A 16,252-nucleotide genomic window follows, 5' to 3' on the forward strand; every position below is an offset into this window, starting at 1 on the left:
AGGGCAGTAGTTGATCGGATGCGGGACGCAGGCCGGTTGCATTGGCCTGCGTCCCGCATGCGGGCCCTAACTCCCCACGCCCTCTGCCCCAGCCTCCTTGACGCATCTCGCGCCTTCCGCATATCCTGAACGAACGGTCGGTAATTATTTATCGGATATGCATAGGAGCAACCATGGCATCGCAGACCCTGCAGTCAGTGCCCGCTGAGCTGTCACCAGAACAGCTCGCAGAGGCAGCCCGGCACGAGGCAGAAGGTCAGGCGTACTTTGACCGCGTCATGGCGGAGGACTCGCGCATCGAGCCCCGCGACTGGATGCCGGCTGCCTACCGCAAGACCCTCATCCGTCAGATCTCACAGCACGCGCACTCGGAGATCATCGGCATGCAGCCGGAAGCCAACTGGATTTCCCGCGCCCCCAGCCTGAAGCGCAAGGCCATCCTGATGGCCAAGGTCCAGGACGAGGCCGGCCACGGGCTCTACCTGTACTCGGCCGCCGAGACCCTGGGCCAGCCGCGGGACCAGATGATGCAGGACCTGATGGACGGCAAGGCCAAGTACTCCTCCATCTTCAATTACCCCGCACGCACCTGGGCGGACATGGGAGCCATCGGCTGGATGGTGGACGGCGCCGCCATCGCCAACCAGGTGCCGCTGTGCCGTGCCTCCTTCGGCCCCTACGGCCGCGCCATGGTCCGCGTCTGCAAGGAAGAGTCCTTCCACCAGCGCCAGGGCTTTGAGATCCTGCTGGAACTCTCCCACGGCACCCCGGAGCAGAAGCAGATGGCCCAGGAGGCCGTGAACCGCTGGTACGCCCCGGCCCTGATGATGTTCGGCCCGCCGGATGACGATTCACCCAACTCCAAGCAGTCCATGGCCTGGAACATCAAGCGCTTCAGCAACGACGAACTGCGCAACCGGTTCGTCGGCATGATGATGGAGCAGATCAAGGTCCTGGAGCTCACCCTCCCGGACAAGGACATCCGTTTCAACGAGGAAACCAAAAAGTGGGAACACGGCCCCCTGGACTGGGACGAGTTCCACGAGGTCCTGAAGGGCCGCGGCCCCTGCAACGCCCAGCGCCTGGAACGCCGCCGCGAAGCACACGAGAACGGCACCTGGGTGCGCGAAGCCGCCGCAGCCTACGCCAAGAAGCAAGCAGAGAAGGAATCCGCAGCATGAATCCCCAAACCCCCGCCGGCAACGTCTGGCCCATCTGGGAAGTCTTTGTCCGCTCCAGCCGCGGCCTGTCCCACGTGCACGCCGGATCCCTGCACGCGCCGGACGCAGCAATGGCGCTGCGCAACGCCCGCGACCTGTACACCCGCCGCAACGAGGGCGTGTCCATCTGGGTGGTCCCCGCGGACGCCATCGCCTCCAGCGACCCGGACGCCAAGGGCTCCTTCTTCGAGTCGCCGCAGGGCAAGGACTACCGCCACGCCACGTACTACACCAAGAGTGAGGGCGTGAAGCACCTGTGAGCACCCCCGAGACCAAGACAACAGAAACGCACGACGACGGCGGCCACGGGGACATCTCCGTCGGCGTCGCCACCGGCGGCACCAGCGGAGACGCCAACGCCAGCGCCACCCGCATCACGCCGGGCAACGCCCTCCGCCCGGAGGACATCGCGCTCGCCGTCAGCCGCGGCACCGCCAAGCCCACCAAGGACGCCGCCGAGTTCGCCCTGCGCCTGGGCGACGACGCCCTGGTCCTGGCCCAGCGGCTGGGTCACTGGATCTCCCGCGCCCCCGAGCTGGAGGAGGATGTGGCTTTGGGCAACATCGCCCTGGACCAGCTGGGCCACGCCCGCTCCTTCCTCAGCTACGCCGGCGGGGCCCTCGGAGAGGACGGAACAGCCAAGAGCGAGGACGATCTCGCCTACTTCCGCGACGAAGAGGAGTTCCGCTCGGTGGAACTCGTCGAGCAGCCCAACGGGGACTTCGCCGTCACCATCGCCCGGCAGTTCGTGGTGAGCTACTACCAGTTCGAGCTCTACCGCCGGCTCACCGACTCCACGGACGCCACCCTGGCCGGCATCGCCGCCAAGGCCGTCAAGGAAGTGGACTACCACCGGGACCACAGCACGCAGTGGGTGCTCCGGCTGGCCCTCGGCACGGACGAGTCCCGCGCCAAGATGATCCACGGTTTCAATGTCATCTGGCCCTACGTCGACGAGCTGTTCCGCGACGACGAACTCACCGCCCGCCTCGCGGCGGCGGGTGCCGCCGTCGAGCCTTCCAGCCTGCGCGCGGACTTTGACCGCCTCACCGGCGAGGTCCTGGCCGAAGCGCTACTGGACATTCCGCAGGTTCCGGCCGCCCGCGGCGGCGGACGCCAGGGCGAGCACTCCGAGCACCTGGGCTACCTCCTGGCCGAGATGCAGGTCCTGGCCCGGCAGTTCCCCGGAGCGAGCTGGTAGCCATGCCGAACATGTACGTCAGCCACCCCACCGCGGCAGAAGGCCGCGCGGACGCGCGGACTCCCGAGCAGAAGGCCTGGGACCTCGCCGCCACGGTGTGCGATCCGGAGATCCCGGTACTCACGATTGCGGATTTGGGCATCCTCAGGGATGTCAGGCTCTTCGACGACGGCGGCATGGTTCCTGCGGTGCAGGTCACCATCACGCCGACGTACTCGGGCTGCCCGGCCATGGACGCCATCCGGGATGACCTCACGGCGGCGTTCGCCAAGGAGGGTTACCCGAACGTGCACGTGGAGCTGGTGCTCTCGCCCGCATGGACCACGGACTGGATGACCGAGTCCGGCAAGGCCAAGCTGCAGGAATACGGCATTGCGCCGCCCACCGGCCGTTCGGATGCCGCCAGGCATGCCGGCCCCGTCCGCCTGCAAATGGCTGTCAAATGCCCACAGTGTTCATCGCTGAACACCAAGGAACTCACCCGCTTCGGTTCCACCTCCTGCAAGGCGCTGTACGTCTGCCAGGACTGCAAGGAACCGTTCGACTACTTCAAAGTTTTGTAAGGAAGCCCCCATGCCTGTTGTCCGCCAGACCGCCGCCGAGCAGGCTGCAGCCACCGGCCGCCGTCGTGCGTCCTTCCACACCCTGACCGTGGACGAAGTCCGCCGGCTCACAGACGATGCGATCGAGGTGACGTTCGGGGTCCCGGCCGAGCTGGCCGGGCAGTATGACTACCTGCCGGGCCAGTACGTGGCCCTGCGCACCACCATGCCGGATGAGAACGGCCAGCCGCACGAGGTGCGCCGCAGCTACTCCATCTGCGCCGAGCCGCGCAGCTTCGCGGACGGCAGCAGCGAGATCCGGGTGGCCATCAAGAAGGACCTGGGCGGCCAGTTTTCCACCTGGGCCAACGCCGAGCTCAAGGCCGGCGACGAGCTGGACGTCATGAGCCCCATGGGTGCGTTCGTCTCCAAGCACGGCCGGGACGGCAAAGCCGTGGAGCAGAACGTCATGAACTCCATGAACCACCCTGAGGATCTGGTGGGGGAGCCCGGCAGCTTCGTGGCCATCGCCGCCGGTTCCGGCATCACCCCGGTGATCGCCATTGCCCGCACGCTGCTGGCGGCGAACCCGGACACCCGCTTCGACCTGATCTACGCCAACAAGGCCGCCATGGACGTGATGTTCCTGGAGGAGCTGGCGGACCTGAAGGACAAGTACCCGTCGCGCCTGGCCCTGCACCACGTGCTGTCCCGCGAGCAGCGCATCGCGCCGCTGCTGAGCGGACGGATCGACGCCGAGAAGCTCCAGCAGCTGCTGGGCACGGCCATCCACGCGGACGATGTGGACGAGTGGTTCCTGTGCGGGCCGTTCGAGCTGGTGCAGCTGTGCCGCGACACCCTGGCCGCCCGCGGCGTGAAGCCGGAACACGTCCGCTTCGAGCTGTTCACCTCGGGCAAGCCGGACCGCCCCGAGGGCAACATCGGCCGGCCGGTTAGTGAGGACACCTCATCGGACACCTACAAGATCACGTTCAAGCTGGACGGCCTCGAGGGCAAGGTGGCCAGCCCCACGCACGCCCGCGAATCCATCCTCAACGCCGCCCTGCGCGTGCGCCCGGACGTGCCGTTCGCGTGTGCCGGGGGAGTGTGCGGGACCTGCCGGGCCAAGGTGGTCACGGGCAAGGTGACCATGGACGAAAACTACGCCCTGGAGCAGGATGAACTGGACAAGGGCTACGTGCTCACCTGCCAGTCCCACCCCACCACGCCCGAAGTCACCGTCGACTTCGACGTCTAAGTCTTTCGAACTGCAAGGAGCCCCATGATCTCCCTCTCCATCGCCGACGGCATCGCCGAGGTTGTGCTGAACGCCCCGCACAAGCTGAATTCACTGGACGAGCAGGCGCTCAAGGATTTAACACAGGCGTACGACGACGCCGCTGACGCCGCCTCGCGCGGTGAGGTGCGGGCGCTGCTGCTCAGGGGAGAGGGCCGCGCCTTCTGCGCGGGCCGGGACATCGCCGGCGTGACGCCGGAGACGGACGACGTCCAGGGGTACCTGGGCGGGCTGCTGCAGCCGCTGCTGAAGAAGATGACAGCTTTCCCCGCGCCGACGTTCGCGGCGGCGCAGGGCGCCTGCCTGGGCGTGGGGCTGGGGCTGCTGCTGGCCACGGACGTGGTGTACGTGGCGGAGGACGCCAAGTTCGGCTCGCCGTTCGCCAAGCTGGGCGCCACGCTGGATTCCGGCGGGCACTGGTACTTCACCGAGCGGTTGGGCATGCACCGGACGTTGGACCTGATCTACACGGCCGAGCTGATGACCGGCGCCGAGGCCGTGGCGCAGGGGATGTTCAGCCGGGCGATGCCCAAGGGCGAGCTGCTGGAAAACACCCGCGGCATCGTGGCGAAGGTTGCCACGGGCGCCACGGGTGCCTTCAACGCCAGCAAGGACCTGGTGGCCCACATCCGCGACCAGCGCCTTGGCCTCTGGGAGGCCATGGAGGAGGAAAACGCGGAGCAGGCCCGGCTGTGCAAATCCGAGGACTACTCAGAGGGCTTCAAGGCGTTCCAGGAGAAGCGGACGCCGGAGTTCAAGGGCCGGTAAGGGCCCCTGAGCCGGCCTGGCGAAATCAGGCCGCGGGATCGTCAACCATGGTGACGCTGTCCGTCAGCTCCGTCCAGACCTCAGACTCGGTCGGCAGGCTGGCCGGGCAGACCAGGATGAGTTCCATCAGGCCGTCGCCGGCGGGCATGGACCGGATTGCCATGCGGTACACCAGGTCCACGTTGCTCTTGTTCTTGAACTGCAGTTCGGCTTCCTGGAGTTCAATGGTCCGGCCGTCCGCGTTCCGAAGTTTCGTGTAGAGCGAGTCGGCGTCAGCCACCACCGTGACCGGGGAGGCGGCCGCTTTCTTGATGCCATCCATCTCGATCTGCATGGAGGTTTTGGTCGCCTCTTCATCGGTGACGGCACTGCGCGGCGGCAGGATTGCCTGATGCGTTGTGAACATACACCCGTTCTCGCTGTTGCGGTACGTGAAAGTGCCGCTCTTCGCGTCGGACATGGTCCAGCCGGCGGGCATTGCGGTGGACCAGACCGGCGCCGAGGTAAAGTCGGCGTCCTCGAAGAGGTACACCGCGTCGTCAGTGGCTGCGGCCGAGGACTCTTGGGTAGTAGCTTCCTCGGTAGCGCCAGCTGACTCTGAGCGTCCGGCGGTCTCCGTCGGTGCCGGGGTTACGTTCCGCGCGTTGGCTGACACGATGCCGCCCAGGACCATCACGCCGGCCACAGCCAGGACCGCCACAATACCAACACCGCCGGCAACCCAGCCCCAGACAGGAATGCCGCCCTTCCGAGGGGGCGGCCCGAACTGACCCGGTCCGGGCTGTCCGTATTGTCCGTGTCCGGGGTCGCCGTACGGCGACTGGCCAGCGTTGTACTGGTCCGCTTGCGGGGGATAGGGCGGCTGGCCGAATTCCGGCTGGCCCTGTTGGTTTTGCTGGCCCTGCTGCGGCGGGTACGGCTGCCCGGGCTGAGGCGGGTACGGCGGGAACTGCTGGTGTTGGCCGTCGGGTCCCGGCGCCGGGGCGTCGGGCTGCTGCCATCCGTTGTGGTCCGGTTGTTGCGGAGTACCGGGCTGTTGCTGGTCGTTGTTCAAGATGTCCCCCAAGTTTCGTGAATGCTGCAATCCGAAGTATGTCCGGTGAACAGAAATCCTGCGATGGGCAGCGCTCCCCATACGCCGCGTAATCTTGGACCTGCATTGCCAGTTTCGCCCAACGATTTGTATGGTGCAGCTATGACTTTGGGGAAAAGAGTAAGAAAAGCCGTCATTCCTGCTGCCGGATTGGGGACTCGTTTCCTGCCCGCCACCAAGGCAATGCCGAAGGAAATGTTGCCGGTTGTTGATCAGCCCGCAATCCAGTACGTGGTGGAAGAAGCCGTCAAAGCCGGCCTGACGGATCTCCTCATGATCACTGGGCGCCAGAAACGGGCCCTGGAGGACCACTTTGACCGCGCACCGGCCCTGGAGCACACCTTGGAGCTTAAGGGCGACCTGGACCGCCTGGAGGCCGTCCGGCACGCCTCCAGCCTCGCGCCGTTGCACTACCTGCGCCAAGGGGACCCCAAGGGCCTCGGCCACGCAGTGCTGTGCGCCCGCCAGCACGTGGGGGACGAGCCGTTCGCGGTGCTGCTGGGTGACGACCTCATCGACGAACGCGATGAGCTGCTCAGCACCATGATCGATGTCCAGGCCAAGACCGGCGGCTCTGTCATTGCCCTGATCGAGGTGGACCCGTCCCAGATCAGTGCCTACGGCTGCGCGGACATTACGCCCGTGGACGGCGAGAACTACTTCCGGGTGAACCGTCTGGTGGAGAAGCCCTCTGTGGACGAGGCTCCGTCGAACCTGGCCGTCATCGGCCGCTACGTGCTGCACCCGGCTGTGTTCGACGTTCTGGAGGAGACCCAGCCGGGCCGCGGTGGCGAGATCCAGCTGACGGACGCGCTGCAGACCCTCGCGACGTCGGAGGGTGAAGGCAGCGGCGTGTACGGAGTTGTGTTCCGTGGGCGCCGCTACGACACCGGAGACAAGCTCAGCTACATCAAGGCCGTCATTTCCATTGCTTCGGAGCGAGTGGACTTTGGCGAAGACCTGAAAGCATGGATGAAGGAATTCGTGAACGAATAATTCACTTCACGAGGTGCTCTTAGAGAGGCTCAACGCCAGCTGGCGTTGAGCCTCTCGCCGCTTAAGCTCCCGGACACCGAACCGCGACGCAAGTGCCCCTATGACACACCCTGCGGTATTTGTGACAAGGTCTGAAGGGCTCGCGAAGCGATCGTGAAGAAATAGCTGCTGGCCCAGTTCCATGCAGCCAGAGACCAACAGACCGAAGGCACCGAGCTGCCAAATTCGCTTCGCCGGGAAGGCCAGTGATGCTACTCCTCCGAGCGGCACGAAGAGGATCACGTTCGCTGTGGCTTCTATGAGCGAATAATTGACCCAGCCGGGAATTCCTAGGGCGTGGATGACGATGAGGAAGCCCGCAAGAACGCCTTGCATGGGTTCGTCTACTGGGGTCGGCCAGAATGCCACAACCCCCAGCGGCACAAACATTGCTGCGAGGATTGCCTGCCAGAAACGGGGTTGGTCCAGGCGCTTCACACAGGCCTCAGTTTGTCTTGAGGACGGCCAAAATGGACACAGCAATTGCCGCGATCGCCAACAGAATCAGGAAGACGTAGGGGAGCGCGTGGGGCGGTGGCAAGGGCACAGAAAAGTCGAACTGCCAGCGTGGACGGCGCCAATGTCTCCCCATAACTCTTATGAATACCACAAAGGTCAGAGGTCTGGCCCGCAGATTCCAGTTAAAGCAGAGGGTGGGTGGTTCTCCGGTTTCCCGGAGAACCACCCACCCTCTTTGGTGCTTGTTGGTTTAGCCTTACGCTGCGGCCTCAGCCTTGGCGCGGCGGCGAACCACAACTACCGAGGTTGCGCCGGCAGCCAGTGCGCCTGCGCCCACGAGGGACCACAGAACCAGGCTTGCGTCCGCACCCGTGTTGGCGAGGCCGGTGCCGGTGTTGGCCAGCGGGGCACCGCCGGTGTTTGCCAAGCCGGCGCCTACAACGGTGATGACTGCGGTTGCAGTCTTGCCTGAGGTCAGGCCGGTTGCGGTGAGAGTGTAGGTACCTGCTTCGCTGAGAGTCAGCGGGATGGCGAATGCGCCGTTGGCGTCAGCCGTTGCGGAGAACGTCTGGGTTGCCAGCGGCAAGGTGATCTTGGTCGGTACAGTGCGGCTACCGTTGGAGACGCTGGAGCCGTTTGCTGCCGGCGGGTTGCCCGGAGTTACGGTGATGCTCAGGCCTTCGCCGGCAAGGAAGCCGTTGCCGCGGAAGATGAACTGCTCGCCCGGGCCAACGGTTCCGTCAGAAACCGCAGCGTTGGCCGGCGGTGCCGGGTAGGTGGCTGCCATGGACGGTGCTGCGCCGATAAGTGCGATGGAACCTGCGAGTGCGAGTGCTGCAAGTGATTTCTTCATGAGTCCCCCTGAGACCGTAATTACGATGTGTGTCACGTGATGAGTGGAGATTTCCGATCCCCCGAGTGACCGTAGGTTGAAATCTCATTTGCTGTGCCCAAGTAGACGTTAGCATCCCGTGACGGGTGTTACCAAAGTGAATCAAGTCGCTTTACATACTGTTAACGTGATGTCTACTTCCCAGGAACGCATTCCGCTATTTCCGTCCCGAGTACCACGTCTTTGACAGGCTGAACCGTTGGCGTGACAACCAAGTTAGGTTCAGTATGCTGGACAATCTTTCCAAAAGTCAGCTCCACAGTGGTGCTTTGTCCTGGTGCCAACGAAACTGTCACAGTTCCTACCGGCCGGTTGCCGTGTCGGTTTGCGGCGAAGTCCGTCTTCTTGCCGTCAACCATGGCTGTTTCGACGTACGCCTGAACCGGACCATAAGCGATCACATTTGTTTGAACAGTTCCGGCTGAAACCCCGAACGCCCCGTTGCCAGTCACGTAGGCAGGGAGGGACGTTGCAGCATCAGCCGGAGCATTATTGGTGCTTGTGATGCGCACTTTCACCTGTCCGTAATCATCGTCGGTGCATTCTTGAACCAGTTGCACAGTGCGCTTCACGTAATAGTCCATTTTCGCGCCTGTACCGTCGTTGAAGTAAACGCCGAACTCGGCCGGAGAGATGCTGCCACCGGCGATAGAACCGCTGAGCGGATACTTTCCAATCAAGGTCTGCTCGGCCGACGTGGCGGACCACACTCGCACGCGACCTTCTGAGGTTCCTCGCGAAATGCCGGAAATTAGCCCTTTGGCATCGCCCTTACCGCTCGATAGTGCTGCGAAAACTTCTTGGGCTACTCCCGCAAAATATGCATCCTGAAGTTGTGGCCGGTCAATCTTGGCATAGACGTCCGAAAGCAGGGTTGACACAACATTCTTACTATTCAGTTCAGCAGGAAGGCCGCTACCGGCAATCGCGAGGTCAGAGTCTTTGACATTTACAGGTCCGGTCGAGGCAAGGATGTAGCTCAACGCGACGGGATCCATGGAAACTACGCCGTCGAGGCGCTGCTGGGTTTTCTTCTCCCACATTGCCATGGCTGTGCTGGCTGCCGTTGGGAAATCGGGGGTCAGGTTGACGTCTTGCATGTATTTGCCAAGACGCGACGAATATATCTGTAGCTGCTCGGGATCCACGGGGAGCGTTGGTGACGCAACACCAATATCACCAGCGGTACTCTGCGCGCCTAAAGTTAGTTTCCCTCCTTCGAGAGTAACGACCGCGAGGGCTCCCGGAATTCCCCCGGTGGCACGAGCCTCGGCGTTATTTTGGATCATGAGTAGATAGTTGCGAGGCCCTTCGGCGCCCAACATTGCCGGGGCGATTCGTGCGGCGTCAGCCGATGCGTCAAGAGCCCCGGTTACCGACCGCAGTTGTTCTTTGGCTCGAGCCAGAGGCTCTGCCACTTGAGGCAATAGGTTCGTCGTATCGATTCGGTCCAGCCGCTCTGCAGAAATTCTTACTGCATGCGCCGCGGAGGCGACACTAGGGGCAGCCTTCTGGAGCGGTTCCAAGTTCGTGCCGGCGGCATTTGGCATCAAACTATCCCAGTTGAGCGAATCGAAAACCTTCACGAGAGGCGCAGCACCCAGGGTGGCGACGTCGTCAGCCGAGCGCGCGATTTCTGCTACGGCGCTAAAGTTAGGGCCAATAACCGGGATCGCGGAGGCCAATGTCCACAGCGGATCTTCGGCGGCACCGCGAGCTACGGCTGTGTGTAACCGGAGCTGCCTAACGGAGCCTTCGGCTTCTTGTGCGCTATTGCTGGCGACCTGGTCCTTGAGTTGTGGAACAAGTCGGGCTGCGGCATCCAGTTCAGACTTGATTGTTCCCGCCCGCCCCCCAATCCACAATGCAGTTATGACGAGGAGGATCGCTGCCGTCCCTATCCCTGCGAGGGTAAGAATAAGGCGACGACGGTTCCGTCTACGGGAGGTTCCTCCGCCTGCACGGCGAGAGGTGCTGCCGTATTTGGAATTTGATTGCGTATTACCATCCGTCATACTGAGCGGCGTCCTTCCGGAACAAGGGCTGGCGGTCGTCTTAGCGGATCAGTAGGCGCCGGTGCTGTGGAATACAGCACGCACCGTCCGAAGGATAATGACGAGGTCCCCGGCAAGGGACCAGTTTTCTACGTAATACAGGTCAAGTCTTACCGAGTCTTGCCACGATAGATTCGAGCGGCCGCTGACTTGCCAGAGTCCAGTCAGGCCGGGCTTTACCAACAATCTTCGCCTGACGTCGTGCTCGTATGCTTCCACTTCACTTGGCAGCGGCGGGCGAGGGCCGACAAGGCTCATGCTTCCCGCGAAAATATTAAAGAGTTGCGGCAGTTCATCAAGACTGTACTTTCGGAGGACGCCCCCAGCCCGAGTAACCCTGGGATCGTTCTTCATCTTAAAGAGGACGCCATTGCCCTCGTTGCGCTCGGCCAAGTCCGCGAGTCGTTTCTCTGCGTCTACAACCATTGAACGGAATTTTAACATTCGGAAGGGCGCCCCTTCGATGCCGACCCGTTCCTGACGGAAAAGGACTGGCCCGCGGCTGTCGGTTCTGACCCAGAGCGCAAGAATTAGCATGAGTGGGGAACAAGCCACGATTAGGGCACCTGAAACCACGATGTCAAAGAGCCGCTTCGCTACTCGCTGACCGCCCTCGAGCGTCGGAGTAGTAACGTGAATTAGTGGAAGTCCCGCAACCTGTTGCGTATGAATTCTCGGACCAGCGATGTCGGTCAGAGCGGGGGCCATAATTAGCCCAACGTTTCGCGCTGCAAGTTCCCAACCAAGGTGCCGCAATGTCTGCGGGTGCAACTGAACACCAGCCGACACGGCGACCGCGTCGGCGCTGCATTCATCTATTGCGTCGAGGATGGAGGAGGTGTCAGGGCGAACTCCAAGAATCGGCAAGCCGGAAACTTCCTCGTCGAGATTCTCGACTTGATTGCCAGGAGTGTAAGCGGCCACTGGAAGATAGCCTGCATCCTTCGCGCCAACAAGGGTCGACGCCAAATGAGCCACCGCACTCGGACCGCCCAGTATGAGCAATCGCGACATGCTCGCGCCTTTCTGCCGGCTGACGCTCAAATGTTGTCTGTGTAACCACCGGGCAAGGACCAGGCCGGCGAGCCCGACGGGAAGTGCAATGCCGACGTAGCCACGAGCCGTCTCGATTCGAAAAACATACGAAACTATAGCGACCAATCCAAAAAGCCAGAGGGACGCTGCTGCAACACGCTTATATTCGTCGGGGCCAGCGCCCAATATACGGCTTTGGCGGCTGTTCCACGCGCCTAGCATGAACCACCAAGCCAGGCACAGAACGATCGATAGCCACACGTAGTTGGTTTCTTGACCCGAGATGACGAAGTTTGGCTCGAATCCAAACCGGACAACATACGCCCCAGCTACTGCCCAAACAATGACAAACGCGTCAACTACCCCAAGAGTGCGCGCTGTCCGCACCCGCCAATTCGACATGGTCCCCACTCAGCATCCCCATAACGTATTCATCTCTAACTGAAGGGTGATCCCGTGCATATGCTACAGCCGCTTGTTCAACGGCTGAAATGTTGCACTCATCCTTATTCTCTGCTCCTGCTCAGGCGCCAGCAACATGCTCTGCCTGCCCAACCAAGCCGTAGGACAGTGGCCGGATGTCGAAGTTTAACCCAGGTTTGAAGTCCGCCGAGGAAACCCATCGTGGTGGCTACCTGGCAACGGGATACTATGAGACTGTTTTTACCCCCGAACCCTTCTGCCGCCTTCCGTATCCGAACGATCATCTGCGGGCACACTTCAGAAAGGCTTCCCAACTGTAGCCTATGGTCGATACCTGTTGGCTGCATACGGGGGGACAGGACTGAATTATTCCGATCACGGGCGGGCACCTAAGGGCCGTGTGATTCAGCCGGCCTAAGCCGGCCTTTTGTAGATATAGAGGGGGACGCATGTCTAAATCAGTAGCCATCATCGGCACGCGAGGGTATCCGAGCTATTACGGCGGCTTCGAGACCGCTGTGCGGAAGCTCGCACCATTTCTAGTTGAATCCGGTTGGGATGTAACGGTATACGGCCGGCACGGTTCGACTCGAGATGACGACGAGACTCGCGACCTCCGCGTGAAAACTGTGGTCACATCAGGCATCGAGAGCAAATCACTAAGCACTCTGTCTTACGGACTGACTGCTGTCCTCGACACGATACGTAGGAAACCAGATGTCGCGCTGGTAATGAATGTGGCAAACGGCTTCTGGCTGCCGTTGCTCCGGCTCCGAGGAATCCCGGTAGTTGTAAACGTGGACGGAATCGAATGGGAACGGGCTAAATGGGGGCGTTTGGCCAAGGGCATCTTCAAACTCTCAGCCCGTTTCACATCTTGGTTCGGCACCACACTAGTGGCAGACGCCGCCGAGATTCAGCGGCGATGGGTTCAAGGATTTTCCCGCGAAAGCGTCTTTATCCCCTATGGCGGTGACGTCCCAGGGGACTTGCCCCTGGAACCGGGTTTGGAGCACCGCTCCTATGTTCTCCTGGTGGCACGTTTCGTTCCGGAAAACACGGTCGCGGAGTTCTTTGCGGCCGCCGAACTGCTGGCCACGACCACGAAAGTGGTAATTGTTGGCTCATCTGGCTATGGTGGCCCGCTCGATGAGCGAGCCGCCGAACTGGCGCGTAAGTACGAGAATGTGAAGTGGCTCGGGCATGTAAGCGATGATCGAAGGCTGCTGGCGCTATGGCAGCACGCAGGCGCGTATTTTCACGGTCACAGCGTCGGAGGTACTAATCCGGCTTTGGTACAGGCTATGGCCTGCGGCGCCCCGATCGTTGCACGGGACACTGTGTACAACCGTGAAGTCCTTGCTGCTGGGGCTGAATTCGTCACGCCGGAGCCCGGAGCAATTGCCAGCGCTATTAGCGCCCTTCTGGCGGATTCGGAACTCCAGTTGAGTTCGAGTTCCTTGAGCCTCCAACGGGCGCGCGAACATTACAGCTGGGAACTCGTGTGCAGACTATACGAAGAGACTCTCCTCGAATCCGTTAGTGAGCTGTCAACTCGGGAATTGAGCCGATCGCCCATTGCGGGCAAGGCAACTTCGTAGCTCTGAATTGGGAGACCCGTTGACCATCTACATTAGTAATCCTCTACCGCATGCATTGAGCCATTATGAAAATGAGCTTGCCCAGACGCTTAATCGGGTGGGATTGACACACTCTTCGACGGCATCGCTGGCCGTCGAGGATAGGCCTGGAATCTGGGGAAAGGCAGTAAAGCTCAAGAACGCGGTCCAGAACTCTCGCCACAAAGTGCCAGCAGAGTCTCGGACTATTCAGTGCTGGCCGAGTTTAGGACTACTTGAACCCGCACTCTGGCACAAAAAGGGCAGTCCGAACATAGTAGTGTTTCATGATCCGGTTCCTATCCGAAAACAAATTGGTTTCGACCGATTCAGCCGAAAATTAGCCTCGACGTACGAATCGGATCGCGCTCCGGTCATTTTGGTCCACTCCGATGATGCACACATTGAAGCGCAGAAGCTCTTTCCTAGGCTGTCAGTCAGAAAGGCTCTCCACCCACTGCTGACAGATTTGAGAAAGCCGATCGCCAACGGGAGCGACATCATAGTTGCTGGCCAGTTTAAGCCCGAACGAAACCTTTCGCTTTTGGCCGAGATTGGTCCCCTGCTGCGTGCCAAGCACCTTCGGCCACGAATCTTCGGCAGAGGATGGCCAGAGAATATACCAGGGTGGGAAGTCGACAGCCGATTCCTCGGAGAGTCCGAGTTGGATGCCGCAATAGACGAGGCAGCGGTTGTGCTCATTCCCTACCGTAACTATTTTCAAAGCGGTATCGCCATCCGAGCGCTCGAGCGAGGAAGGCTTAGTGTATCTCCGGAAAATTCCTTTGCGCGGGATGTTTTCGGTGCGATTCCCGAGACAATATATCGACCGGAGGCCCCAGCTGCTGAAGTCCTTGACCATCTAGTGGCTGTTGCGGAATCGACTACCAGCCCGAGTGAAATATTCGAAGACTACCGTCGGCGAACTGATGATTCTTGGATGGCTCTCTTCGGCGAATGCGCCGGAACGACCAAGTGATCATTCAGGACAATGTCGGGCTAGTCAGACTTCCATCACTGACTGACCGTTAAGAGACCGCATCCTAATGTGTGCTAATGAGCAGCCAAGCGAAAAACGCAGGAGATTACTTTGATTCGAAAGATCGTTAGGACGCTCAGGGCGTCCTACTTTTACCTAGAGGTTGTTTGGAGACTCGACGTCCTCCTCGCGTTGATGGCTCGAAGGGCGCAATTGAGCCGCGGCGGTCACCATGTTCTACTAGCCGCAACGGGCGGAGGAAACATCGGGGACCAGGCAATGCTGGAGTCGTTCATACAGAATGCCGACGGACCGCTGGCAATTATCACTTCCGACGCGAGGAGCCTAAAGGTTCCCGAGGAACAAGTCAGTAGGGTAACCGTCCACGAGATTCCGAATCTTGTGAACGGATTCCCTGTGGTGAGGCTTAGCGCGACGCGTGGGCTGATCCGCCTACTTAAGGGTGCGCGGAGCTATTCGGTTATTGGCGCCGACATCATGGACGGCGTTTACAGCCCTGAACAGTCAGTTGCCCGTATGAGTTCCATCAACTGCGCGCTGATGATGGGCGTGGATTCGCGGATTCTCGGGTTCAGTTGGTCCCCTAATGCTGGACGTAGCGCAAAGTCCGCCATGCGAAGGCTGAATCATGGGGCACGAATCTACGCCCGGGACCCAAAGAGCCTTGACCGATTGAAGCTGGACGGAATCACAAACGCGCATCTCGTAGCGGATACCGTCTTCTCGTTGGATGTTCACCAAGATGTTCCAAGCCTTAACGCTTGGATAAAAGACCGTAAGGATTCTGGACGTCGAATTGCGATTCTGAATGTTAGTGGATTAATTTCAAGGAATATTGATCTATCTGAAGATTATTCGGAAATTGTCGAATATTTGACGTCGTCCAACTATAGTGTCTTGCTACTTCCGCACGTGATTAGGTCCGGTGACGATGATTCGAAGGCCATTGCAGCTTTGATGAGCTCTTGGCCGAAGACCGATGAAAACATCCACAGAGTCGACTACTTGCTAGAGCCGGGGCAAGTCAAAGCGGTGGTCTCGCAGGTCGACGTTGTGGTAACAGGGCGCATGCATTTGGCTGTTATTGCGCTTTCCGCAGCCGTGCCCACCATAACTTTTGGCACCCAGGGCAAGGTCGAAGGCCTTTACGCGTTGGTAAACCTTGAGAGCTTCTGTGTTGCTCCGAAGATTGGAGTGGGCGCGCAGTGCATCGATTTGTTGAGAACAATCGAAAGGGATCGCCCCAATATTTGTTCTAATATCTCAAACGCTCTGCCGGAAATACTGATCTCCTCGAAAAGGAACTTCGATGCCCTCAGTCGCGATTGAATTGTCATTCGATGAAACGGACCCCAGAATGACTCGGTTATGACTAAGTTCAGTCGAGTCAAACGGATTCTGTGGGGCATGTCCTCTCAAGTCTTCGCGAGTTCAATCAGCTTGGCACTTACGATCTTTACCGCGAGGTCCGTTAGCGCAGTAGACTATGGTGTATTTTCACTGGCGCTTACATCCGCTTTTTTTGTCACGGGACTCATTCGCGCGCTCACCTCCGAGGTTCTCGTATTTAGGCATTCATCGGCTACCGGGGAGCAGCAGTCGCTTGCGACCTCA

15 protein-coding genes are annotated in these 16,252 nt (G+C 60.6%); 10 read left to right on the top strand and 5 right to left on the bottom strand.

Annotation, left to right across the window (positions count from 1 at the left end; genetic code table 11):
* Positions 1 to 173: 173 nt before the first annotated feature.
* From paaA to AC1DRE_RS09270, 6 genes are read left to right on the top strand one after another with little or no spacing between them, the layout of a single operon-like run.
* A complete protein-coding gene (gene paaA, locus AC1DRE_RS09245; RefSeq protein ID WP_476984344.1) occupies positions 174 to 1,181 on the top strand; it encodes a 1,2-phenylacetyl-CoA epoxidase subunit PaaA in 1,008 nt (335 codons plus the stop codon).
* Positions 1,178 to 1,480, top strand: coding sequence for a 1,2-phenylacetyl-CoA epoxidase subunit PaaB (paaB, locus tag AC1DRE_RS09250; RefSeq protein ID WP_364131158.1), 303 nt, complete (start codon positions 1,178 to 1,180; stop codon positions 1,478 to 1,480). The genes paaA and paaB overlap by 4 nt, the downstream gene beginning before the upstream one ends.
* On the top strand, positions 1,477 to 2,421 hold the full coding sequence (gene paaC, locus AC1DRE_RS09255; RefSeq protein WP_476984345.1) for a 1,2-phenylacetyl-CoA epoxidase subunit PaaC: 945 nt from the start codon (positions 1,477 to 1,479) through the stop codon (positions 2,419 to 2,421). The genes paaB and paaC overlap by 4 nt, the downstream gene beginning before the upstream one ends.
* 11 nt (positions 2,422 to 2,432) lie before the next feature.
* Positions 2,433 to 2,984, top strand: a complete 552-nt coding sequence (paaD, locus tag AC1DRE_RS09260) for a 1,2-phenylacetyl-CoA epoxidase subunit PaaD (RefSeq protein WP_476984566.1) — start codon at positions 2,433 to 2,435, stop codon at positions 2,982 to 2,984.
* Positions 2,985 to 2,994: 10 nt separating this feature from the next.
* The gene (gene paaE / locus AC1DRE_RS09265) at positions 2,995 to 4,221 is read left to right on the top strand and encodes a 1,2-phenylacetyl-CoA epoxidase subunit PaaE (RefSeq protein WP_476984346.1); all 1,227 of its coding nucleotides are present in this window, start codon (positions 2,995 to 2,997) and stop codon (positions 4,219 to 4,221) included.
* Between the two features lie 24 nt (positions 4,222 to 4,245).
* Positions 4,246 to 5,028 carry an enoyl-CoA hydratase/isomerase family protein gene (locus AC1DRE_RS09270; protein WP_476984347.1) on the top strand — a complete coding sequence of 261 codons (783 nt, stop codon included), beginning with the start codon at positions 4,246 to 4,248 and terminating at the stop codon, positions 5,026 to 5,028.
* Positions 5,029 to 5,053: 25 nt separating this feature from the next.
* Here the strand turns inward: AC1DRE_RS09270 and AC1DRE_RS09275 are convergent, their stop codons facing one another.
* Positions 5,054 to 6,082, bottom strand: coding sequence for a hypothetical protein (locus AC1DRE_RS09275; protein ID WP_476984348.1), 1,029 nt, complete (start codon positions 6,080 to 6,082; stop codon positions 5,054 to 5,056).
* 141 nt (positions 6,083 to 6,223) lie between these two features.
* On the opposite strand from AC1DRE_RS09275, the gene galU reads away from it, so the two are divergent.
* Positions 6,224 to 7,117, top strand: a complete 894-nt coding sequence (galU, locus tag AC1DRE_RS09280; protein WP_476984349.1) for a UTP--glucose-1-phosphate uridylyltransferase GalU — start codon at positions 6,224 to 6,226, stop codon at positions 7,115 to 7,117.
* 6 nt (positions 7,118 to 7,123) lie between these two features.
* Here the strand turns inward: galU and AC1DRE_RS09285 are convergent, their stop codons facing one another.
* From AC1DRE_RS09285 to AC1DRE_RS09300, 4 genes are all read right to left on the bottom strand, one after another.
* A complete protein-coding gene (locus AC1DRE_RS09285; protein WP_476984350.1) occupies positions 7,124 to 7,594 on the bottom strand; it encodes a VanZ family protein in 471 nt (156 codons plus the stop codon).
* A 277-nt stretch (positions 7,595 to 7,871) separates the two neighbouring features.
* Positions 7,872 to 8,468: an LPXTG cell wall anchor domain-containing protein gene (locus tag AC1DRE_RS09290; protein WP_476984351.1), complete on the bottom strand. Its 597-nt coding sequence runs from the start codon at positions 8,466 to 8,468 to the stop codon at positions 7,872 to 7,874.
* A 173-nt stretch (positions 8,469 to 8,641) separates the two neighbouring features.
* On the bottom strand, positions 8,642 to 10,192 hold the full coding sequence (locus AC1DRE_RS09295; protein WP_476984352.1) for a DUF4012 domain-containing protein: 1,551 nt from the start codon (positions 10,190 to 10,192) through the stop codon (positions 8,642 to 8,644).
* Positions 10,193 to 10,570: 378 nt separating this feature from the next.
* The gene (locus AC1DRE_RS09300) at positions 10,571 to 11,998 is read right to left on the bottom strand and encodes a sugar transferase (RefSeq protein WP_476984567.1); all 1,428 of its coding nucleotides are present in this window, start codon (positions 11,996 to 11,998) and stop codon (positions 10,571 to 10,573) included.
* Positions 11,999 to 12,468: 470 nt separating this feature from the next.
* On the opposite strand from AC1DRE_RS09300, the gene AC1DRE_RS09305 reads away from it, so the two are divergent.
* The 3 genes from AC1DRE_RS09305 (at position 12,469) to AC1DRE_RS09315 (ending at position 15,967) form a co-directional block, all read left to right on the top strand.
* Complete coding sequence (locus AC1DRE_RS09305; protein WP_476984353.1) at positions 12,469 to 13,620, top strand: glycosyltransferase; 1,152 nt, start codon at positions 12,469 to 12,471, stop codon at positions 13,618 to 13,620.
* Between the two features lie 19 nt (positions 13,621 to 13,639).
* On the top strand, positions 13,640 to 14,617 hold the full coding sequence (locus AC1DRE_RS09310) for a hypothetical protein (protein ID WP_476984354.1): 978 nt from the start codon (positions 13,640 to 13,642) through the stop codon (positions 14,615 to 14,617).
* Between the two features lie 111 nt (positions 14,618 to 14,728).
* A complete protein-coding gene (locus tag AC1DRE_RS09315) occupies positions 14,729 to 15,967 on the top strand; it encodes a polysaccharide pyruvyl transferase family protein (RefSeq protein WP_476984355.1) in 1,239 nt (412 codons plus the stop codon).
* The last annotated feature ends 285 nt before the right edge of the window (positions 15,968 to 16,252 follow it).

This window comes from Arthrobacter sp. P4_H3, from assembly GCF_056400885.1.